General features: G+C 58.9%; 19 protein-coding genes. 4 read left to right on the forward strand and 15 right to left on the reverse strand.

Translation table 11 applies throughout. From position 1 onward, the window contains the following. Both ACR3E4_RS19430 and ACR3E4_RS19435 read right to left on the reverse strand, forming a co-directional pair. The gene (locus ACR3E4_RS19430; RefSeq protein ID WP_480530781.1) at nucleotides 1-918 is read right to left on the reverse strand and encodes a dihydrodipicolinate synthase family protein; all 918 of its coding nucleotides are present in this window, start codon (nucleotides 916-918) and stop codon (nucleotides 1-3) included. 8 nt (nucleotides 919-926) lie between these two features. Further along, nucleotides 927-1,637, reverse strand: a complete 711-nt coding sequence (locus tag ACR3E4_RS19435; protein WP_480530782.1) for a GntR family transcriptional regulator — start codon at nucleotides 1,635-1,637, stop codon at nucleotides 927-929. 152 nt (nucleotides 1,638-1,789) lie between these two features. Between ACR3E4_RS19435 and ACR3E4_RS19440 the strand changes: the two genes are divergently transcribed. From ACR3E4_RS19440 to proX, 3 genes are read left to right on the forward strand one after another with little or no spacing between them, the layout of a single operon-like run. Further along, the gene (locus ACR3E4_RS19440; RefSeq protein ID WP_480530784.1) at nucleotides 1,790-2,872 is read left to right on the forward strand and encodes a quaternary amine ABC transporter ATP-binding protein; all 1,083 of its coding nucleotides are present in this window, start codon (nucleotides 1,790-1,792) and stop codon (nucleotides 2,870-2,872) included. 9 nt (nucleotides 2,873-2,881) lie between these two features. Next, on the forward strand, nucleotides 2,882-3,853 hold the full coding sequence (locus ACR3E4_RS19445; protein ID WP_480530786.1) for an ABC transporter permease: 972 nt from the start codon (nucleotides 2,882-2,884) through the stop codon (nucleotides 3,851-3,853). A gap of 22 nt (nucleotides 3,854-3,875) precedes the next feature. Further along, entirely contained in the window at nucleotides 3,876-4,868 is a 993-nt protein-coding gene (gene proX, locus ACR3E4_RS19450) for a glycine betaine/L-proline ABC transporter substrate-binding protein ProX (protein ID WP_480530788.1), read from the forward strand. A 109-nt stretch (nucleotides 4,869-4,977) separates the two neighbouring features. Here proX and ACR3E4_RS19455 read toward each other — a convergent pair whose 3' ends face one another. From ACR3E4_RS19455 to ACR3E4_RS19505, 11 genes are all read right to left on the reverse strand, one after another. After that, nucleotides 4,978-6,000: a sterol desaturase family protein gene (locus ACR3E4_RS19455; protein WP_480530790.1), complete on the reverse strand. Its 1,023-nt coding sequence runs from the start codon at nucleotides 5,998-6,000 to the stop codon at nucleotides 4,978-4,980. Between the two features lie 260 nt (nucleotides 6,001-6,260). After that, nucleotides 6,261-6,887, reverse strand: a complete 627-nt coding sequence (locus ACR3E4_RS19460; RefSeq protein ID WP_480530792.1) for a LysR substrate-binding domain-containing protein — start codon at nucleotides 6,885-6,887, stop codon at nucleotides 6,261-6,263. Between the two features lie 93 nt (nucleotides 6,888-6,980). Beyond that, the gene (locus ACR3E4_RS19465; RefSeq protein WP_480530794.1) at nucleotides 6,981-7,187 is read right to left on the reverse strand and encodes a LysR family transcriptional regulator; all 207 of its coding nucleotides are present in this window, start codon (nucleotides 7,185-7,187) and stop codon (nucleotides 6,981-6,983) included. Nucleotides 7,188-7,505: 318 nt separating this feature from the next. Further along, a complete protein-coding gene (locus ACR3E4_RS19470) occupies nucleotides 7,506-9,296 on the reverse strand; it encodes an aminopeptidase P family protein (RefSeq protein WP_480530796.1) in 1,791 nt (596 codons plus the stop codon). Further along, nucleotides 9,289-10,284 carry an ABC transporter ATP-binding protein gene (locus tag ACR3E4_RS19475; RefSeq protein WP_480530798.1) on the reverse strand — a complete coding sequence of 332 codons (996 nt, stop codon included), beginning with the start codon at nucleotides 10,282-10,284 and terminating at the stop codon, nucleotides 9,289-9,291. The genes ACR3E4_RS19470 and ACR3E4_RS19475 overlap by 8 nt, the downstream gene beginning before the upstream one ends. Then, complete coding sequence (locus ACR3E4_RS19480; RefSeq protein ID WP_480530800.1) at nucleotides 10,281-11,273, reverse strand: ABC transporter ATP-binding protein; 993 nt, start codon at nucleotides 11,271-11,273, stop codon at nucleotides 10,281-10,283. Before ACR3E4_RS19480 ends, ACR3E4_RS19475 begins: the two co-directional genes overlap by 4 nt. A 3-nt stretch (nucleotides 11,274-11,276) precedes the next feature. Further along, on the reverse strand, nucleotides 11,277-12,128 hold the full coding sequence (locus ACR3E4_RS19485) for an ABC transporter permease (protein ID WP_480530802.1): 852 nt from the start codon (nucleotides 12,126-12,128) through the stop codon (nucleotides 11,277-11,279). Beyond that, nucleotides 12,125-13,066 carry an ABC transporter permease gene (locus tag ACR3E4_RS19490; RefSeq protein WP_480530805.1) on the reverse strand — a complete coding sequence of 314 codons (942 nt, stop codon included), beginning with the start codon at nucleotides 13,064-13,066 and terminating at the stop codon, nucleotides 12,125-12,127. Before ACR3E4_RS19490 ends, ACR3E4_RS19485 begins: the two co-directional genes overlap by 4 nt. A 55-nt stretch (nucleotides 13,067-13,121) precedes the next feature. Further along, nucleotides 13,122-14,705, reverse strand: coding sequence for an ABC transporter substrate-binding protein (locus ACR3E4_RS19495; protein WP_480530807.1), 1,584 nt, complete (start codon nucleotides 14,703-14,705; stop codon nucleotides 13,122-13,124). A 109-nt stretch (nucleotides 14,706-14,814) separates the two neighbouring features. Next, nucleotides 14,815-15,411: a helix-turn-helix domain-containing protein gene (locus ACR3E4_RS19500; protein WP_480530809.1), complete on the reverse strand. Its 597-nt coding sequence runs from the start codon at nucleotides 15,409-15,411 to the stop codon at nucleotides 14,815-14,817. 163 nt (nucleotides 15,412-15,574) lie between these two features. Then, a complete protein-coding gene (locus ACR3E4_RS19505) occupies nucleotides 15,575-16,600 on the reverse strand; it encodes a trans-3-hydroxy-L-proline dehydratase (protein ID WP_480530811.1) in 1,026 nt (341 codons plus the stop codon). Nucleotides 16,601-17,102: 502 nt separating this feature from the next. On the opposite strand from ACR3E4_RS19505, the gene ACR3E4_RS19510 reads away from it, so the two are divergent. After that, nucleotides 17,103-18,521 (forward strand): aldehyde dehydrogenase family protein, encoded by a 1,419-nt coding sequence (locus ACR3E4_RS19510; protein WP_480530813.1) that lies wholly within the window; start codon nucleotides 17,103-17,105, stop codon nucleotides 18,519-18,521. 67 nt (nucleotides 18,522-18,588) lie between these two features. Here ACR3E4_RS19510 and ACR3E4_RS19515 read toward each other — a convergent pair whose 3' ends face one another. Then, nucleotides 18,589-20,235 carry a choline dehydrogenase gene (locus tag ACR3E4_RS19515; protein WP_480530815.1) on the reverse strand — a complete coding sequence of 549 codons (1,647 nt, stop codon included), beginning with the start codon at nucleotides 20,233-20,235 and terminating at the stop codon, nucleotides 18,589-18,591. A gap of 38 nt (nucleotides 20,236-20,273) precedes the next feature. Next, entirely contained in the window at nucleotides 20,274-20,963 is a 690-nt protein-coding gene (locus tag ACR3E4_RS19520) for a GntR family transcriptional regulator (RefSeq protein ID WP_480530817.1), read from the reverse strand. Between the last annotated feature and the right edge of the window lie 13 nt (nucleotides 20,964-20,976).

Below are 20,976 nucleotides of genomic sequence, written 5' to 3' on the forward strand. Positions count from 1 at the left end.
TTATCCTTCTGCCACGATGTCAGCGATTTTGCGTTTCAACACGCGCGTGACCTGTTCCAGCGCGCGTTTGTCATCCTTGTTCAGACCCCGCAGCGGCGCGCGCATCACGCCCGCGTCAAAGCCGTTCATGGTGACGCCGTGTTTGATGGTCTGGATGAACTTGCCACCCTGTTCCAGCACATGCATCAGCGGCAGCATCGCCGACATGATGCGGCGGCCTTTGTCGAAATTGCCTTCGACCACGCAGGCATTGTACAGCGCCACATGTTCCGCGGGCAGGAAGTTCGACCCGCCACAGACCCAGAACGGTGCGCCCCAGGCGAAGAATTCCAACGCCTGATCGTCCATGCCGCAACCCATCTGGATATGCGGATAGTCGCGCGCCAGCAGGTGCACCCGGTTGATATCGCCCGAGCTTTCCTTGATGCCGCAGAAGTTGCGGCTGCGACCGACTCGGTCCAGGAATTCCGGACCCATCATGGTGCCGGTGCGGTGCGGATAGTTGTACAGCATCACCGGCAGATCAGCGGCCTTGTCGATGGCCAGCGCGTTCAGCGCGTTTTCCCGGTCGGTGGGCACCGAATAGGCGGGGCTGGCCAGCAGGATCGAATCCGCGCCAATCTCGCGCGCGCCCGACGCCAGCGCAATCGAATCCGGCGTCATCATCGCGCCGGTGCCAACCACCAGCGGCAGACGGCCCTTCAGCCGCTCATGGGTGAACTTGGCCAGTTCCAGACGCTCGGCCACGCTCTGGGCATAGTTCTCTCCGGTCGAGCCGCCTGAGATCAGGCCATGCACGCCGTTTTCGATCAGATACTCGATCACATCCGACAGCGCGTTCCAGTTGACGCTGCCATCGTCGTGATAGGGGGTCACCACCGGGGTGTATATCCCTTCGAACTTGAACAGGGGGGTCATTTATATCCTCATGCAGGGGTTTTGCGCGCCGTCGATCCCAGCGGATGGTCAAGCCCGGCGGGCGTGACAAACAGCTCGATCTGGTCGCGGGACAGGTTCCAGTGATCGATGGCGAGCTGCGCAGCCGCCGCCTCATCGCCCGCCTCGATGGCGGCGATGATGGCGTCGTGCTGGGCGCTGGCGACGGACAGGTTTTCGGCCATGGTCGTGTCCTGTGGCCGATAGAAGGTCATGCCGATCCGGGCATGGTCAATCAGCAGCCGCTTGAAAGACGGCAGCAGATAGATGTTGTCGGCCATATCGCCGGTCACTTCATGAAAGCGGTTGTTGGCAAGCGTCCGATCCGACCCCGAGCCAGACCGCAGCGCCGCCTTGAAGGCTTGTTGCGCCTCTTTCAGCTGTTCGATCTGACCCGGTTTGGCGTTCTTGGCGGCCAACTGAAGAATGGCCCCATAGATCATCGGAGCGGCCAAAAAGAAATCACGCAGAGTCGTATAAGACATGCCCGAAACCCGCGCGCCACGGTGCTCGCGAAGCTCAAGATATCCTTCACCGGCCAGTTGACGAAATACCTCGCGTAATGGGGTGCGCGACAACTCGAACTCTTCCGACAGCGTCGCCTCGTCAAGATCCGCCCCCGGGCACAACGATTGCGTCATGACAGACATTTTCAAGTGCTCATAAAGCTGCTGCTTCCGGCGCCGAGACGCATCTTTCATTTCTGACCTCCCATTTGATCACGAGCCCCTTGGGAATAAATGAATCGCAGCTGTGACTCCATCAATATTAGTCGCGCACATTATCAAAATTCAAATTGTGTACAACGAAAAAATATGCAGTATGCAAACCAATCCAAGGTTGGGAGGAACCGGTGAAAGATACTCATGGTGACGCCGTCATCGATTGTCGAAATCTGTGGAAGATCTTCGGAAAGCGTTCCGCAGAGGCGATGAAAGCTGTTCAGGAACAAGGGCTTGGAAAGCTTGAGGTTCGTGACAGGTTTGATTGTGTCGTCGGTGTTCAGGATGCGACATTCACCGTCGGGCGCGGCGAGATTTTCTGCATCATGGGGCTTTCGGGTTCGGGAAAATCGACCTTGATTCGCCACGTGAACCGCCTGATCGAGCCCACATCGGGTCAGCTTTTCATTGAAGGCAATGACGTCAACAAGCTGAACGCGCGTGAATTGCGTGAGGTTCGGGCCGAAAAGATCGGTATGGTGTTCCAGAACATGGCGCTGATGCCGCACCGGACGGTGCTGGACAATGTCTCGTTCAGTCAGGAGGTGCGTGGCCATGATGCCAAAGAGCGGCATGAAAACGCAATGCGCGCTATCGATGCCGTTGATCTGAACGGATGGGACCAGAAGTACCCCGATGAGCTGTCAGGCGGCATGCAACAGCGTGTCGGTCTGGCCCGCGCGATTGCAGCGGACCCGTCCATTCTGTTGATGGACGAGCCGTTCTCGGCCCTCGACCCGCTGATCCGGCGTCAGTTGCAGGACAAATTCATGTCGCTGTCAGCCGAGATGAAAAAGACAACCCTGTTCATCACTCACGATCTGGACGAGGCGATCCGCATCGGCGACCGCATCGCCATCATGAAAGATGGTGCGCTGGTTCAGGTTGGCACGCCCGAGGATATCGTCACCAACCCGGTCGATGACTATGTGGCCGATTTTGTTGCGGGCATTTCCAAGTTGGAACTGATCTCGGCGGGCAAGATCATGGAGCCGGTCGAAGCTTATGAACAACGCAGTGGTCCGGTCGATCATTCCCAATGGCCCGAGGCGCATCCCGATCACTCGCTGGACGATCTGGTCAACCTGTCCATCGCCACCCAGCACCCGGTTGTGGTCAAGGCCGATGGCAAGCCGATTGGCATCGTCACCAAGAATGCCCTGCTGCGCGGCATTCAGGGCGAGGTCGACGACCCCGCAACTATGAAGCACTGAGAGGGTATCATGGCAGACACAGAATTCAGCATTCTCGATCCCTTCTCGTCGGTCGATCTGGGCATCGCCGAAAGCGCCGATGGCGTCAAAGGCTGGGCCATCGCCAACCGGGGTATCATTCAGCCCATCAAGAACTTCTTCAACGAAATGATCGTCGGAATCGACACCGCCCTGAACGCGGTGCCGCCGCTGATCATGCTGATCCTGATGATCTTGATCGCCTGGCAGGCGGCGGGAAGACGGGTCGCCATTCTGGTCGGCGTTCTGATGACTGCGCTCGGGTTTCTGGCGCCCAATGCCTGGGAACTGGCGATGACCACGCTGGCGATTGTGGTCTCAGCAGTGATCCTGAGTTTCATCATCGGCCTTCCGCTTGGCATTCTTGCCGGTAAGAATGACCGGTTCGAGGCGCTGATCCGCCCCGTGCTGGACACCATGCAGACCATTCCGGCCTTCGTCTATCTGGTGCCGGTGGTGATGCTGATCGGCATCGGCAACGTCTCGGGCGTCGTGGTGACCATCATCTTTGCATTGCCGCCGCTGATCCGCCTGACTTCGCTGGGCATCCGGGGGGTGAACCCCTCGGTGGTCGAGGCGGCGCGCGCCTTCGGGGCCAATCCGCGCCAGATTCTGTTCAAGGTCGAACTGCCGCTGGCCACCCCCACGATTCTGGCCGGGGTCAACCAGACCATCATGCTGTCGCTGTCGATGGTTGTGATCGCCTCGATGATCTCGGTCAAAGGGCTGGGCAACGAGGTGCTGCGCGCCATGGGCCGTCTGGATGCGGGCAAGGCGCTGGTCGGTGGTCTGGGCATCGTGATCCTGGCCATCGTGCTGGACCGTATCACGCAGGGCATGGGCCAATCCGGCCGCGAACGCGGGCACCGTCACTGGTACGAAGGCGGCCCGGTTGGCGTTGTTTATCGTTTGTTCAACAAATCCAAAGTTGAGGAAACACCCGAACCACAAAAAGCGAACTAATCTACTGGGAGGACCCTACACAATGTTCGTCAAATCCTCACTGGCCGCGCTTGCCGCCACCACTCTGCTGACCGGCGCGGCCATGGCCGATGGCCACCTGCCGGGCGAAGGCGTGACCGTTCGCCCCGTGATCCAGCCGACGGTCGAAGAATTCTTCCAGGCGCGCATCGTGTTCCGCGCCCTCGAAGACCTGGGCTATGACGTTGCCGAGCCGGAAGAGGTTCTGGCGCAGACCATGCACCTGGCTCTGGGCACCGGCGATGCCGATTTCACCACCGCCTCGTGGAACAAGCTGCACAACAACTTTTTTGAAGAATCCGGCGGCGACGCGGTGCTGGAAAAAGTCGGCACCCTTATCGATGGTGCGCTGCAAGGCTATCTGATCACCAAATCCGCCTATGACGCGGGCATCCAGAATCTGGGTGACCTGAAAGACCCGGAAAACGCCAAGCTGTTCGATGCTGATGGCGACGGTCTGGCTGATCTGGCCGGTTGTGTTCCCGGTTGGGGCTGCGAGCGCGTGATCGAGCATCAACTGACCGAATTCGGTCTGCGTGACACGGTTGTCCACAACCAAGGCGAATACAACGCCATCATCGCGGACACCATCGCTCGCAACGAAGCTGGCGAGAATATCCTGTACTACACCTGGACCCCTTACTGGGTATCGGGCGTTCTGGTCCCGGGCGAGAATGTCGAATTCTTGGCCGTGCCCTATTCGTCGCTGCCCGACGGTGCCACCGCTGAAACCACATTCGAAGGCAAGGATCTGGGCTTTGCAGTGGACAGTATCCGTATCATCGCAACCGATGAGTTCCTGGGCGCGAACCCGGCTGCTGCCAAGCTGTTCGAAGTCGCCTCGATCAATATCAACGACATCTCGGGTCAGAACAAGAAAGTTGCTGACGGCGAAGACAGCTCGGATGATATCGACCGTCACGTCGATGAGTGGATCGAAGCCAACCGCGCAACCTATGATGGCTGGCTTGAAGCGGCGCGCGCTGCTGCGCAATAAGCACTGGCAAACCATTGCCGAAAAAAAGAAACTGTGCGGGGCCTCCCGCACAGTTTATTATTTGAAATCTCCGGGCACCGCTCATCCGCAAGAAGCGGCTTTTTACTCTTTATTTCTTGCGCATCTGTTTGGTTCGTGCGCGGGTGACGGCGGTCGCTTCCTCGGTCCCGTCATGGAAGGTGCCGAACCACTTGTCACAAGGAACCTCGGGCTCCCCATAGTTGCACTCGAAATAGCGGTGGTGCAATTGGTGAAAGAAGTCACCGACCTTCAGACCTGTGTCGCTGCCATCACCGGTTGTAATGGCGTCATAGCCCGCATGAGAACTGACCGCGAGAAGCACCTTCTGCTGCAGTTGAAAGATGAAGTGGATCGGGTGCGAGGCCAGCACCACATGGATCAGCACTGAACTGAGATAGCCGATATGTTCCACCGGATGCATCGACATGCCTGACCACGGGCCGACATTGACGTTGCGGTGATGCAGCGCGTGCACTTTGGTATAAAGCGGGCCCCAGTGCAGCAGGCGGTGAATCCAGTAGAAATGGAACACACCATACATCGGCAGGAACACAAACCACAGTACGAACCAGACCGGGTGGTCCGCGAAGCTGAGCATCGGCATATAGCCATTCGCGTAGGCCCACAGGCCGACAACCTCATAGGCTGTCCAGATCGTCACGCCGCTGGCGATGGACCAGAACACGTTGTCGCGGAACTGGCTGTTAAAGGTAAACAGTGCATTTTTCTTGTGGAACGGACGCGCATCATAGTGCAGGTAATTGCCCTGCCGCTTGAACGTATACAGATACAGATGCATTCCGCCCGCCAACAGAACCATCAGCGCCAGATTGCGCAGATAGACCAGCGCCACCCAGTCGAATGAAAAGCTTCGCGCAGTTTCAAGCGATGGCGATAGATAGAGCCATGTCAGCACCGAAACTGCGACAACGATCAGCCGGTCAGTGATCGGCAGCCACGAGTTGAACAGAACTTTCAACGCATTGATCGGGCCGCGCGACAGGTTGAAGATCGAATTGTCCTGCAGCGGCAGATCCGGATGCCAGTTCCAGGTCTTCTTGCCGGGAAGTGTCACATTCTGCGGGGTATTCGAGGCGTGTTCACCTCTCATTGCATTTGACCTCGGTTTGTCAGTTGGAAGTTGATTGATTTTTTCATGCTGTATCCTTGCAATCCGGCGTCTGGTTCGTGCTGGGAGTTCAAGGGAAGGCATAATTTAAGCCGGAATAGACCCGAAATGAAATAACACGCGACTTAGCATGAGTTTAACGCATTCAAAAAATGCCGTTGATCAGCCGACATGCCAATCGTCGCTTAGAAATGGGTCGACTTGGTGCACCGTTCAGTTCCCGAAGCAGTCGCTGGCAAACGTCAAAGTGTTTCGGCAGGTTGACCGAATTCGGCCATCAACCAATCATGAAACGGCGCAAGATCCCATGCAGGGACTTTGTGGCGCGGATAGGCCAGGTAATACAGATCATCCGTTTCAACCCGATCAGACAACGGAGCTACGAGTTGTCCTGATTGCAGCTGATCCTGCATCATGCGAAGCCAGCCGAGCGCGACGCCTTGCCCGGCGAGGCAGGCCTGAATGACGTGATAGTAGTTGTTGAACGCCAGTTGCTGGCCTCCCGTGGGAACCTCCAGAGAAAAATGTCTCAACCAGCGTCGCCATCCGATCCACGAGGAATGTTGCGCCTGCATATACAGCAAATCGTGCGACAACAGATCCGCAGGCTTTGCGATCGGGCCGTTTTCTTCAAGGTATGACAGGCTGCACACGGGCGTCACGATGTCATTGAACAACGGCACCGATTTCATGCCGGCATGATCCGGCTTTCCATATATCAGGGAAAAATCAATATTTTCAGAAGGATCGACTCCCTGCGGATCCGAGGTCATGACAAATATCTCACCGCCGGGAAAGCAATTGCGCATGTCTTTGACCCTCGGCATAAGCAAAAAGGCGGCGTTCGCGGTCGAGGTGGATAATACCACTTGTCGCTTTGTCTTTTTCCGCAGAACGTCCTCAATTGCATCACCCAGATGCTGAGTAGCGAACGAATAGGCGCGAAAAATTTTCTCTCCGGCTTAGTTTAGTATGACTTGCTTGTGTTGGCGCCGAAACACCTCGCGGCCCAGCTTGATCTCCAGATCCTTAACCTGGCGGCTGATAGCGCTTTGTGTCAGGCCGAGTTCTTCACCGGCCAAGGTAAAACTGCCGTGTCGCGCTGCGGCCTCGAAGGCTGGCATATGCCGTTGGAGACTACGAATGAGGCGGGCAGTTTTCGGGTCCATGATGTCCAACCATTCGCGAAAGATCGCGTTTAACTTACGGACAGTGTACTCGATCTGAAACGCCTCTGGTGGAAGTCGCTAGCATTATTCCAGAGCAAAAGTCGCCCAAGACACGAGGTGCGTCCCTGTTGGTAGGAGATCGATGTCCAAATCAGTCTGCATTCATAAACCGGATGCACAAGACGGAAAAGCATATATCAGTTTCGTATTGCCGCCGGGCCAGAACCTGTCGCCTAAGCAAGGATTTCTATGTCGGGAGATTCTCCGGCTGTACCCGTTTGAACGCGGTAAATCTAAAACATAGTCAGTAAATTCTGATCAGATTTTCTTCGCCCAGGCTAATGCTGCTTTGGACAGATACGGGCCAATTCGTTCCAGCATCTTGGCATGATAGCTGGTTAACCAATCTCGCTCGGTTTCGGTCAATTGGTGCGTCAGCAGCATATCTGTCTGGATGGGTGCCCAAGTCAGGTTGCGGAACTTCATAAACCCGTCTTCTGCCGAAATGATCTCGAACAGGTTTTCTATACGGATGCCGAACCTGTCGGCCAGATAATACCCAGGCTCGATGGACAAGATCATGCCGGGCGCCAGATCGACCGGATTATAGGGCTTGCCGATACGCTGTGGATGTTCGTGCACTGACAGGCGGTGGCCGATGCCATGCCCGGTGCCATGATCGTAATCCAGCCCGATATCCCACAGCGGGCGGCGGCAGATGGCGTCGATATGATGCCCCTGCGTTCCGGGCGGAAAACGCAGCGTGGCAAGGGCGTGGAAGGCCTTGAACACTGCTGTATAGGCGCGGTCATATCCCTCGGGGCGCCGTGGGCCGAATGAAAAACTGCGGGTCGCATCCGTCGTGCCGGTTTCGTACTGCCCACCGGAATCCAGCAGATAAGTGCCGTCGGGCCGGATCGGGACGTCAGTACCGGGGGTGACGGCATAGTGGCACATGGCCGCGTTGCCACCAGCGGCCGAGATCGAGCGAAAGCTCTCGCTAAGGAATCCGGTTTGGGCCCGGCGGAAGGACAGGATTTTTTCTTCGGCCTCATGCTCGCTGACGAAGCGGTTCTGTGCGGCCCGGGCCGGGACCTCGGCGGCCAGCCAGGCGCAAAACTCGGTCCAGGCGACGCCGTCGCGGATGTGGCAATTGCGCAGCCCTTCCAGCTCAGTAGGGTTCTTTCGGGCCTTGGACAGGGTTATCAGGCTTTTGCCGGGCAGTTTCGTTGCGCCTTTTTCCCTCAGCACGAATACCACGGCAGTGGGTGAAAATTCCGGGTCGAACATGACTCCCTGACCGGATTCTACGAGCGCCTGAAGTGTCGGAAGAAAGGAAGGTGCGGAATGTATCTTCACTTCGTCCGGAAGGTGATCGCACACCTCTGGCGTCAGCTTTTGATCTGCTACAAACCAATGCACGCAGCCCGAACTTTCGATAAGAACAAAGGAATGTGGGACCGGGTTGAATGCCACATCCGAGCCCCGGATATTCAACAGCCAGGCAATGTTGTCGGGCTGGGTTTCGACCATCAGCGCCGCGCCTTGCGCCTGCATCCCGGCAACCAAATCAGAGATCTTGTCTGCCGCGCTTTTGCCTGCAAACTGCAGCGGCATGGGCTCGATCAGACCCGAAGGTGGTGCAGGTTGATCGGCCCAGATCGCATCCACCGGATTGCTTTCAGCCGTTACAAGCCGGGCACCGCTTGTTGCCAGCGCATTGGCAAAACGATCATGCCAAGCGGGCGGAATGTGCATGGCATCAAACCCGATCTTCCAGCCGTCCTGCGCCACCGAGGCCAGCCATGTTTCGGGCGGCTCGTCAAACAGATGATGATGCGAAAAGACTGGCCCTGCGCATTGATTGGCGGCTTGCACCACATAGCGCCCGTCGACAAAGATCGCCACCGTTTCAGGCGTGATGATCGCCATACCCGCCGACCCGGTGAAGCCGGTCACATGGGCCAGACGCTCGTCATGCGGGGCGACATATTCGGCCTGATGCGCGTCAAAACGGGGCAGGATGAACGCATCCAGACCCTGCGCCTGCAATTCCTTCCGCAACGCGGATATGACAGGGTGCTGATCGGTATTCGGGGCATCAAGCATGGCTGTTTATCTCTTCTACATGATGGCAGGCGACGTCGCCGCGGTCTTCGAATGACCTGAGGGCCGGGACGGTGGATTTGCAGATGTCGGTGGCGTGCAGGCAGCGGACGTGGAACGGGCAGCCCGAGGGCATGTTCAATGGTGACGGCAGCTCTCCGTCCAGTCGGGTGACTTTGCCCCGGTCATCGGGGTTCAGCGACGGTGCGGCAGAAAGCAACGCCTGGCTGTAGGGATGGGCAGGGGACGAAAACAACGTTTCGCTGTCGCCGATCTCGACAATGCGGCCCAAATAGATCACCGCCACCCGGTTCGACACATGCCGGACCAGACGCAGGTCGTGGGCCACGAACAGGATGGTCAGCCCCAGATCCCGCTGCAGATCCAGCAGCAGATTGACCACCTGCGCCTGAACCGAGACGTCCAGCGCCGAGACAAGCTCGTCCGCGATCAGCACTTCGGGCTCGACCGCCAGCGCCCGGGCGATGGCGATGCGCTGACGCTGGCCGCCTGAAAACTCGTGTGGCAGCTTGTGTTGCGCATCCTGCGGCAGGCGAACCAACTCCAGCAATTCGGCCACCCGTGCGGGAATTTCCGGTTCGGGCCGCATCTGATGTACATTCAGCGCCTCAGACAGGATCTGGCCCGTAGTCATACGGGGATTGAGAGAGGAATAGGGGTCCTGAAACATCATCTGGACGCGGCGGTTATAATCGCGGTCTGCACGGGCATCGCCATCAAACACATCCAGCCCTTCGAAGCGGACCGAGCCTTCGCTTGGGGAATGAAGCCGCACGATACAGCGGGCGAGAGTGGATTTGCCACATCCGGATTCCCCCACAACGCCCAGCGTTTCGCCCCGGATCAGGTCCAGACTGACTCCGTTGAGGGCCTGAACCACTTTTCCGGGGCGACCAGCCATGACATCCGTGAGGCTGCGCCCCAGCGGAAAACGCAGATGCAGGTCGCGAATTTGCATCACGATGCTCATGCGGCGGTTCCCTCGGCTTTGGTGACCGGATTGAAACAGGCGACTTGCCGACCCTCGGCCATCGGGGACAGGTCGGGGCGGTCCTGTTGGCAGGCCGGGGCGCATGCCTCGCAGCGCGGGGCAAAGGCGCAACCCTGCGGCAGCGCCTCAAGACCGGGCGGTGTGCCGGGCACCGAATAAAGCTGCGAGCGCGGCGTCAGGTTTTCCGGCACCGAACGCATCAGACCTGCGGTGTAGGGGTGATGGGGTTGGCGCAGAACATCGCGCACGGTCCCCTGTTCAACGATCCGGCCGGCATACATGACCGCGACGGTATCGCAGGTCTGGGCCACAACGCCCAGATCATGGGTGACCAGAACCACGCCCATGTCCAGCTCATCTGCAAGCCGCAGGATCAGGTCGAGGATCTGCGCCTGAATGGTCACGTCCAGCGCTGTTGTCGGTTCGTCGGCCAGCAACAGCTTGGGGTTGGCGGCCAGCGCGATGGCAATCATAACCCGCTGCCGCATGCCACCCGAGAACTGGTGCGGATAGTCCTTCAGCCTTTGCGCTGCCGATGGGATGCCGACCAGATCCAGCATCTCGACCGCGCGATCCCGGCGCGCGGCGCGCCCCAGATCGGTATGGGCCTGCAGCGTCTCTTCGATCTGTATGCCAACCGTCAGCAGCGGGTTGAGCGAAGTCATGGGCTCCTGAAAGATCATCGCGATTTCGCGGCCCTGAACCTGCCGCAAGTCCCGATCGGGCATCGTCAGCATGTCTCTGCCCTGCCATTTCACCTGACCAGTCACCTCGCCGTAGCGGCGGGCAAGCCCGATGATCGAGCGCAAAGTGACGCTTTTGCCCGAGCCGCTTTCGCCGACCAGTCCCAGAATTTCGCCTCGTGCGACGTCGAAGCTGACATCGCGCAGGGCGGGCAGGGGGGTGCCGTTGCGGTGGAATGTTGTGCAGAGGTCCCTGACCTGAAGGATCGGCGTCGTGTTGTGCATGTCCTATCCCCTTGGTCTCAGCAGGTCGGCCAACCCGTCACCCAGCAGCGAAAAGCCAAGGCCGGTAAGAACGATGGCAAGGCCGGGCATCAGGCTCAGCCACCACGCGGTGGAGATGAAGTTGCGCCCCTCGGCGATCAGTACACCCCATTCCGCCTGCGGCGGCTGCGCACCCAGACCCAGATAGCCCAGTGACGAGCCCAAAAGGATCACCAACGCCATATCCGTCATCCAGTAGACTATGACGGGTGTGATGGCGTTTGGCAGAAGATGGCGAAAGATGATGCGCCGGTCGGAATAGCCCATGACCACCCCGGCGGCGGCGTAGTCGTTGCCCATCTGGGCAATGATCTCGGCCCGCATCAGCCGCGCATAGTAAACCCAGTAGACGACGGATATGGCGATATACATGTTGATCAGCCCCGGCCCCAGCACCGCCACGACGGCAATGACCAGAACGAGGAATGGGAAGGTGATCACCGCGTCGACGATCCGGCCAAAGATCATGTCGGCGATGCCCCGGTAATAGCCGACCAGCGCTCCGATCACGACGCCGAACACCAATGCAAATACTGTGCCGAAGATCGCCATCTGCATGTTGACCTGATACGCCCAGATCACCCGCGACAGGCTGTCCCGTCCCAAAAGGTCGGTGCCGAACGGATGCGCCCAGGACGGCGGCTGCCGGATCGCCAGATAATCGATCGCGTTCGGGTCGTAAGGTGCGAAGGCACCGGGAAAAACGGCCAGAAGCGTCGAAAACCCGATGATCAGCACCCCGGCCAGAAAGCCCGGTTTGCGCAGGGCCATCTGCAGAAAGGATGGTCGACTCTTGGTGATGGCTATGTTGCTCATTGCAGGCGCATCCTTGGGTCAAGGCGGCTCTGGAACAGGTCGGTCATCAGAAACACCAGAGAAACCAGCAGGGCGAAGGTCAGCGTCAGCCCCTGAATCAGTGGATAGTCGCGGGCAAAGATCGCCTCGAGCATGAGACGCCCCATACCGGGAACGGCGAACACGGTTTCAGTCACAAGCGTACCGCTCATCAGGTTGCCGATGGACAGGCCCAGCAGGGTCACCGTTGAAATCAGCGCATTGCGCAGCACATGCCGGCCAAGGATCACGCGCGGTGGCATGCCCTTGGCGCGCGCGAACTGGACATATTCGGCGTCCAAAACTTCGATAACTGCGCTGCGCAGGTTTCGCATGATGATCGCTGAAGTGTAAAGTGCGACAGTGATCGAGGGCAGAAACAGGTGATACAGGCGCTCGCCAAATGTGTCGCCATAGCCGCCAATAGGAAACCACCGCAGATTTGCGGCCAGAAAGGTCAGAAGCACCAGACCGATATAGAAGACCGGCATCGACAGGCCGATCTGAAACACTGTTCGGATCACAATATCCGGCCAGCGCCCACGATTGAGCGCGGCGACAAAGGCCAGTGGCCCGGCAATCAGCAGCGACAGTACCACGGAATACACCGCCAGAAAAACAGTGATCGGCAGCCGGTCGGAGATCACGCTGATCACATCGGTGCGCATCAGGATCGACCGGCCCAGATCGCCCTGAACGGTGTTGCTGAGGAACAGCCAGAATTGCGTCAGGATCGGCTGGGTCAGGCCCAGCCTTTCGCGAATGGCCTGTATATCAGCGTCCGAGGCGCGATCCCCCGCCATCGCAATGGCCGGATCACCTGGTAGCAGACGGACCAGCAGAAAGATGATGACCATGACCAGAAAAAAGGTCGGGATCATCAGCAAAAGCCGTTTCAGTATATAGGACAGGCTGGACACGTTGGCGCTCCGAAAAGGCCCCGCCGCGTGTTGCGGCGGGGCAAGGGGTCAGCTCTTAGCGGCTGACTGTTGCTTCGTCGAAGATGTTATTGCCCAATGGCGTCTGAACATAGCCTCCGACCGAATTGCCGACAGCCACGGCAAATGGGGTCTCATACATGAACAGCAGCGGCGCGGCTTCGGCATAGAGCTCCTGCATCCGGGCAAACTTGGCTTCTCGCGCCTCGGGGTCCATCTCGTTCGCGGCTTCTTCGAACAGCTTGTTGAATTCGGCATTCTCCCATCCGGTGCCCACGGCCTTGGCGGTTGGCGTATAACCCAGCCAGCCGACGACCTGACTGGGGTCGTTTACATCGTTGACCCAGCCATAGGTGTGAATGTCAAACTCGCCCGAGCGGTTCTTAGCCCCGCGTGTGGCGCCGTCGACCTGCTCGACCACCAGTTCGATGCCCAGTTCCGCCCACATCTGTTGTAGCGCGGCAAAGATCGTCGCGTCATCCGCCGACCCGGCCAGCGTGGTCAGCGTGACCTGCGTTCCCGGCGCGATACCGGCCTCGGCGATCAGTGATTTGGCCTTGTCCGGATCGTAGGAATAAAGCGGGCTCAGGTCGGCTGCATATTGCGTCGCCTTCGCCATCAGTGGCGAGCTCATCGGTTGGCCTGCGCCGTGCAGCACCACGCCGATCAGCGCATCCTTGTTGGTGCCATAGTTCAGCGCCTGACGCACACGTGCATCGGCCAACGGGTTCGGCGAGCCATCGGCGCGTGTGTCACGGGTGTTGATCGGCGAATAGATGATCCGCGTGGATGGATATAGCTGCATGTCGATATTCGCGTCTGCGTCCAGCTCAGCCACGCGGCTGAACGGGATGAATTCCGCAACATCGACCTCGCCGGCTTGCAAGCGCAGGATACGGGTGGCGTCATCTGGAACGATCTCGAAATGCACCTTGTCCAGATAGGGCAGGGGTTTGCCATCGGCCCCCATGCGCCAGTAATTTTCATTGGCGCAGAAATCCATCGAAGCGCCTTGTTCAAAGCCGCACAGATAGAACGGGCCGGATCCGACCCCGGGGGCAGTGGCGGCAAAGATGGCGGCGGATTTGTCCTGATCCGTCTCGCCCGCAGCCGCATCAAATGCCGCTTTCGATACGATAGCGGTGTTAAATGTGGCCAGCATCGAAAGGATGGTCGGGTCAGGGTCATTCAGCGCGATCGTGACAGTGTTGCCATCGCTGGAAACCGCGCTGATCGAGCCCAGCAACCCGGCCCAAGGGCTTAGATCAGGATTGCGCGCCCGATCCAGTGAAAACACGACATCGTTGCCTGTCATGGCCGTGCCGTCAGCAAAAACAACACCATCGCGCAGGGTTAGTGTGACGGTTTTCCCATCGTCTGACACCGCATAAGTTTCAGCCAGACCGGGCTCGACCGAGTTTCCGTCGGCGCTGCCGCGGAGCAACGTGTCGAAAAGGCTGCCGACCATCCAGATATCGGGGTTGCGGTCTGCATAGATCGGATCGATCAGCCGTGATCCGTCATATCGGGCGAAATTCAGTGTGCCGCCCCGTTCTTGCGCCGCCACCGGTAACGCCATTGCCGCAGCTACCGTCAGGCCCAGTACCGTTTTCAGTTTCATCCTCATCTCCTCCCGCAAAAGCAAAATTCGCTATGCGAGGGGAGAATAAGTGATTCTTAGCAATACTAAAGACTTTTTTAGTAATAGATCATTTTTTCTTACTATGACCTCACTCTTGAGGTCCTGCCTCGCTGATCGGAGACGTCGTCACCCACAGTTCGACCGCCTCGATTTCTCCCAGCACAACCGAATGATGACGCACCGATGTATCGTGATGAATCACATCGCCGGGGGACATCACAAAGACCTTGTCGCCCAGCGTGTATTCCAACTGCCCCGAAAGCAGATAGCAGAACGCCTCGCCCGCATGGCACATCTTTTCCGAAACATGGCCGGGCGGGCGATGCACGATCTGTGGATGAAACAGTGCACCGGCAAACCCGGGCCCCAGCTTTTCGTAAAACCGCCCACGTGTGCCAAGCGAATAGGTTTGCCGGCTGTCCTTTGCCACGAATTCAGAGAATACTCGTGGCACGCTCAGCAATTGTTCGACGCTGGTTTGCAGCGCCGCCGCTATCGCCATCAGGGATGTCAGGGAAGGCGAGCTGAGCCCCCGTTCCACCTGCGACAGAAACCCCGTCGTCAGGTTTGCAGCCTTGGCAACCTGATCCAGCGTCATGTTCATCGCCTTGCGTCGCCTCCGGATTGCCTGACCCAATTCGGTCGGCTGTCCCTTGGCCTTGGTGCGGGTATTCGGAGCCTGCATGCGGGTTCTCCTGCTGGTCATTCGTCTCGTCTTCATTGAACAGAAGATTGAGCGCGAGATCAAAATTTATTTTAGCCGCACTAAAATAGGGCATTTGGCATGTGTGTTGCTCGCCAAAACCGGTGACCAATCATGCACCCGGGTCCTGTTTGCAGAGCCCGCTTCACACCCCCCAGGTGTCCGACAGGCGATAGCCGCCCGGCCAGGGGTCGTCCGGGTCCAGCATGTGCTGATGAATGCCTGTGATCCAGCCCCGGCCGCTGATTTCGGGAATGATCGCCGCCCGGTCGCCCACTTGTGCGGTGTCGACAATTCGGCCCGTGAAACGCGATCCGATGATCGAGACCGCCTCGAATGTCTGGCCCTTCTGCATCAACCCCTTGGCCGCCATCAGCGCCATCCGCGCAGAAACGGCGGTGCCGGTAGGCGATCGGTCAACCTTGCCGGGCTGAATCGCCACGGCGGATTTGCCGGTCAGCCCGGTATCGGTTTTGTCCAGCGGACCACAGAAGGCGCAGAATGAGATGTGATCCCAATCCGGGTTTTCAGGATGCGTGAACCCAAGCTGCTCATTGGCCGCGTTGGTGATCGTCACGCCCAGCCGGGCAATGTCGCGGGCTTCGTGTTCGACAATCTCGAATCCCAGCGCCTGTGCGTCGATCACTACGAAGCTGTCACCTCCATAGGCGGTATCGACGGTAATTGTCCCCAGCCCCGGCACCTCAAGCGGGACTGACAGCTTGTCGGCGAAACTGGGCAGGTTCTGAACGAAAATGCGTTGTGCTTTGCCGTCCCTGCATTCCGCCCGCACCCGGACAAGCCCGCCCGGGGCTTCTAGTACCATGTGCGTTTCCGGCTCCTGCATCGGAATGATGCCGCCATCCAGCAGCACCGTCGACACGCAGATCGAGTTCGAGCCGGACATAGGCGGCGTGTCCTCGGGTTCCATGATGATAAAAGCGGCATCGGTACCGGGATGTTTGGGTGGCACCAGCAGATTGACATGACGAAAGACGCCGCCGCGCGGTTCGTTCAGCACGAAATTGCGCAGGGTCTGGTCCTGCGCAACAAAGCTGCGCTGCGCCCACAGGGTCTCACCGGGCGGCGGAGCGACTCCTCCGACGATGACATCTCCCACCTCGCCTTCGGCATGGGCCGAGATCACATGAATTGTCTTACCGCTCCGCATCGGCTCTCTCAGCTAAGTCGTGTAATGGTTCGGCCCGGTTGTGACGCCAGGAACAGGACGACCCGAAACCGTCATGTTGTGTTTATGCGGTCCGGCGCGCGCTTCGCAAGGGGCTGATGCTGGGGCTCAGGACCCATTGCTTTCGATCGGGTGTTATGAGTCATGATAGTAAAAAACAAGCGATGACGATGTCTGGTCTTTCGAACGTGGATGGGTCTCTTTAAAAACGTGGATATGATGCGGATTGTTTAAGTGGTGTGATCAGGCGTCCGGCGTTTTGCGATATGCCAGTATCCCCCAGCTAGATCATCGCGTTGATCGTTAGCACTGGTATCCCGCAAATCTGCGCCTCATAACAACATGCCTATCGCGTTCGATGCCAAAGCCGAATCATCTTGCTCATCGTTGGTGGGAATTACATGTGACATGGCGCAGAGATTCATTGAGTTAAAATATATAATATAGTATTTATGCTCCAAATCGTACCGCCCAAGAGGAAAAGATGTTCCACCCAATCATAGATAATAGCCAGGTTCCCGAGGACGGGCGCGAAACCCGCCCTATCCTGAATCCAGCAACTGGAAAGTCTTGTGGCGAGTTTGTCTGCGCCAGCATGGAAGATGCCGATCACGCCGCCGAAGCCGCCGCGCGTGCCTTCAAGGAATGGTCGCAGGTGCCGCCGAAACGCCGTGCGCGGGTGCTGGATGATATTGCCGCGCGGGTGAAGGCCGCGTCGGAAAAGCTGGCCGCACAGATCACGCTGGAGCAGGGCAAACTGCTGGATGAGGCGCGGCTTGAGATGTCCGGTGTGGTCGGCATGTTCGAGCATTTCGCCGAGATGGCCGATACGATGGATTTCTCGTATGAACGCCCCGGTCAGGGCGCGCGACGGACCATCGACATGATCCCGGTCGGGCCGGTGATCGTGATCACCACCTGGAACTTCCCGGTAGAAACTGCAGCCGTGCATATTGCCCCTGCGCTGGCGGCGGGCTGTACGGTTGTGGTGCTGGCCAACAATGACACGCCCTCATCCGTTGCGATGCTGGTCGAGATCATCAATCAGGCTGACCTGCCCAGCGGTTCCGTGAATCTGGTCATGGGCTCGTCGTCGAAACTGTCGGCGCAGCTGATCAAGCACCCGGCGATGCGACACCTGTCCTATACCGGCTCGGTCAATGTGGGTCGTGTGCTGGCCTCGCAATGCGGGGCCGAGATCATGCGCTGCACGCTGGAACTGGGCGGTAACGCGCCTGCCATCGTGCTGCCGGGTTCGGACGTGGAAGAGGTGGCGAATGCGTTGATCTCGAAACGCTTTTGGAATGCCGGGCAGGTCTGCACTGCGCCCAACCGCATCTACGTGAACCGTGATCAGCACGACGCCTTTGCCGAGGCCGCGGGTGCCTATGCCCGCAAGCTGGTGCTGGGTGATGGCGCGGCTGAGGGCACCACAATGGGTCCGCTCGCCAACATGGAGCGCGTCCAGTCGATGGACAAGATCGCCGCCGACGCGCTGGCCAAAGGGGCCACAGCAGTCCTGAACGAACCCGCGCCGCAGAACGAGGGCTTCTTCTCACCGCCCCGCGTGTTCGCCAACGTCCCCGACGATGCCCTGGGCATGGACGAAGAGATTTTCGGCCCCATCGCCTGCATCGCGCCTTATGACGATCTGGAAGATATCATCGCACGGTCAAACGATTGCGACCTTGGCCTGTCCAGCTATGTCTACGGCCCCGAACAGGCCGCTGCCGAGGCGGTTGCCGCACGGCTGCAATCGGGCACCGTTGCCGTCAACCAGCTGACCACCGCTTATATCGACGTCCCCTTCGGCGGCGTGAAAGCCAGCGGTCTGGGCTGCGTCGGTGGCGAAGCTGCGGTACAGGAATATCTGTTCCCGCGCCTGACGGCTGCGAAACCCTGAGTTTACACTCCCCCAAACTGGATAGGGCGGCCAATGGCCGCCCCTTTTTTTCGCCGTGTGAAACCCCTCAGCGTTGCGCGGTTTCCCAGTTCGGGTCCGAGAAATAGGGCAGGTTCGACGGCGGTAGCGGGTCCTTGCTCAGGATCATGTCCGAGGCTTTCTCGCCAATCATCATCGTCGGGCAGTTCAGGTTGGCCGACGGTATGACCGGCATGATCCCCGCATCCGCCACCCGCAGATTGTCGATGCCATGCACCCGGCATTCCGGATCGACCACCGCCATGTCGTCCACGCCCATCTTGCAGGTGCCCGACGGGTGATACGAGGAATGGCAGTTCTCGCGCAGCCAGTTTTCGATATCCGCGTCGCTTTGCACCTGCGTACCGGGGAAGATTTCCTCACCCGTGAAGGCCGCCAGCGATGGTTGCTGTGTCAATTCGCGCGACAGGCGCAGGCCCGCTTTCAGCTCTTCGACATCTTCGGGATGTTCCAGCATGTTGTAGCGGATGCGCGGTGCCGCGAAGGGATCGTTCGACGCCAGTTTGACATAGCCCCGGCTTTGCGGACGCTGGTTGGTGAATTGCAGCTGGAATGCATGTTCCTTGATGAAATCGGCCGAACCTTCGGCCACGGCGATCTGGAACAGCGCGATCTGCATGTTGGGGAAGCGCACGCCCGCCTTGGTGCGGATGAAACAGACCGCGTCAAAGTGGTTGTTGGCCAGCAGCCCCCTGCGGGTCAGCGCCCAGTCGATCACGCCCTTGGCCTGCGCAAACAGGTTCAGGTGTTTGTACAGCGTCACCGGCTGCGTGCATTTCACCTGCAACGAGGTCAGCGGGTGATCCATCAGGTTCTCGCCGACGCCGGGCAGATCGTGGATCACCTCGATCCCGTGTTCGCGCAGTTGTGCCGCCGGGCCGATGCCCGAATGCATCAGGATGGTGGGGCTGTTGAAGGCGCCCGCTGACAGCACCACCTCGCGCCGGGCTGTAGCGGCGATCTCGCGCCCGCCCTGCACATAACGCACGCCTTTGGCGGTCTTGTCCTCGATGATCAGGTTGCGCACGGTACAGCCGGTCTGGATGTCCAGATTGGCGGGCGGGTTGCGCAGGTAACAATAAGCGGTCGAGGACCGGCGGCCATTGGCCACGTTCTTGGGCAGGTACCCGAACCCGTCCTGCTGGCCGCCGTTCACATCGTCGGTGCGGCGATACCCGGCCTCTTCTCCCGCCCGCAGAAACGCCTGCGTCAGCGGGTTGTCCGATCCCATGGTCGAGGCGCGGATCTGCCCTTCGTGCCCCTGATATTCGTCGCCGCCATCGACGCGGGTTTCCAGCCGTTTGAAATAGGGCAGGACATCCGCATAGGACCACCCCTTGGCTCCGCCTTCTGCCCAGCCTTCATAGTCCATCGGGTGGCCGCGCAGATAGAGCTGACCGTTGATCGAACTGGACCCGCCCAGCACCTTGCCGCGCGGCTGCACCAGTACCCGATTGTTCAGATATGGTTCTGGCTCGGTCTCGAAGTTCCAGTTGTATTTCGGCGCGTTATAGGCATAGCGCATGGCGGCCGGCACATGAAACAAGGGGCTGGAATCTTTGGGCCCTGCTTCCAGCAACAGCACCTTGTTCTGGCCGTCCTCTGCCAGTCTGGCGGCAATGATAGCTCCGGCGCTGCCCGAGCCGACAACGATGAAATCATATTCTGTCTGCATTTTGACTTCGTTAAGTGTTGCGCCCTCCGATCCGCGGATCAGCTGGCATTGGTGATGGGCTCATCGCCCTGAGAGTCTTCTGCTTCGCTCAGCTCGTGCGCGGCACGCGTCGTGGCCTGATCGATATGGCTGGTCATTTCTGCAACTGCAGCGGCGATATCGCCTTTTTTGACTGCATCCAGAATCCGGGCATGTTCGCTGTGCAATTTGCCCAGATGATCTTCGTGGGTGATCACGCGGAACTGCGTCAGTCGCGCAATCCCGTCATACTGATCCGAGACGATCTCAAGCGATCGCTGCAACCGCGACGGGCCCAGCAGAGTCAGATGGAAATCCTTGTTCAACTCCACCATCTCCCACGGGTCCTTGACCTTTTCGGATCGGTTCAGAACCTTTTCGCAGGCCTTCAGCGTCTTGGCTGTATGTCGTGGAACCGCGTCCGCCAGAATGATCGGTTCCAGTGCGCCGCGGATCTGGTTCATCTCGACCAGATCGCGTACGTCGATCCGGGCGATGATCGGGCTGCGCCGGGGGCGCAGCTCGATCAGGTTTTCTGAGGCCAGCATCCTTACGGCTTCCCGCAGGGGAACGATGGAGATTTCCATCTCGGACGCCAAAGGCATGATCTTGAGTTCTTCGCCAGGTTGCCTCTCACCCGAGATGATCTGACGTTTCAGAATTTCATAGATTGCCTTCGGGCCGTCGCCGTAATTGATGATGCTTTTCATGTAGTGGCCTGCT

The organism is Ruegeria sp. AP11 (genome assembly GCF_056535865.1).

Excerpts from the sequence above, each read along its gene's own strand:
- ACR3E4_RS19520 (WP_480530817.1), bottom strand. The coding sequence starts at position 20,963 with ATGAAAAGCATCATCAATTACGGCGACGGCCCGAAGGCAATCTATGAA.
- ACR3E4_RS19475 (WP_480530798.1), bottom strand. The coding sequence starts at position 10,284 with ATGAGCATCGTGATGCAAATTCGCGACCTGCATCTGCGTTTTCCGCTG.
- ACR3E4_RS19435 (WP_480530782.1), bottom strand. The coding sequence starts at position 1,637 with ATGAAAGATGCGTCTCGGCGCCGGAAGCAGCAGCTTTATGAGCACTTG.
- ACR3E4_RS19485 (WP_480530802.1), bottom strand. The coding sequence starts at position 12,128 with ATGAGCAACATAGCCATCACCAAGAGTCGACCATCCTTTCTGCAGATG.
- ACR3E4_RS19480 (WP_480530800.1), bottom strand. The coding sequence starts at position 11,273 with ATGCACAACACGACGCCGATCCTTCAGGTCAGGGACCTCTGCACAACA.
- ACR3E4_RS19445 (WP_480530786.1), top strand. The coding sequence starts at position 2,882 with ATGGCAGACACAGAATTCAGCATTCTCGATCCCTTCTCGTCGGTCGAT.
- ACR3E4_RS19500 (WP_480530809.1), bottom strand. The coding sequence starts at position 15,411 with ATGCAGGCTCCGAATACCCGCACCAAGGCCAAGGGACAGCCGACCGAA.
- ACR3E4_RS19430 (WP_480530781.1), bottom strand. The coding sequence starts at position 918 with ATGACCCCCCTGTTCAAGTTCGAAGGGATATACACCCCGGTGGTGACC.
- proX (WP_480530788.1), top strand. The coding sequence starts at position 3,876 with ATGTTCGTCAAATCCTCACTGGCCGCGCTTGCCGCCACCACTCTGCTG.
- ACR3E4_RS19470 (WP_480530796.1), bottom strand. The coding sequence starts at position 9,296 with ATGCTTGATGCCCCGAATACCGATCAGCACCCTGTCATATCCGCGTTG.
- ACR3E4_RS19495 (WP_480530807.1), bottom strand. The coding sequence starts at position 14,705 with ATGAAACTGAAAACGGTACTGGGCCTGACGGTAGCTGCGGCAATGGCG.
- ACR3E4_RS19515 (WP_480530815.1), bottom strand. The coding sequence starts at position 20,235 with ATGCAGACAGAATATGATTTCATCGTTGTCGGCTCGGGCAGCGCCGGA.
- ACR3E4_RS19455 (WP_480530790.1), bottom strand. The coding sequence starts at position 6,000 with ATGAGAGGTGAACACGCCTCGAATACCCCGCAGAATGTGACACTTCCC.
- ACR3E4_RS19505 (WP_480530811.1), bottom strand. The coding sequence starts at position 16,600 with ATGCGGAGCGGTAAGACAATTCATGTGATCTCGGCCCATGCCGAAGGC.
- ACR3E4_RS19510 (WP_480530813.1), top strand. The coding sequence starts at position 17,103 with ATGTTCCACCCAATCATAGATAATAGCCAGGTTCCCGAGGACGGGCGC.
- ACR3E4_RS19465 (WP_480530794.1), bottom strand. The coding sequence starts at position 7,187 with ATGGACCCGAAAACTGCCCGCCTCATTCGTAGTCTCCAACGGCATATG.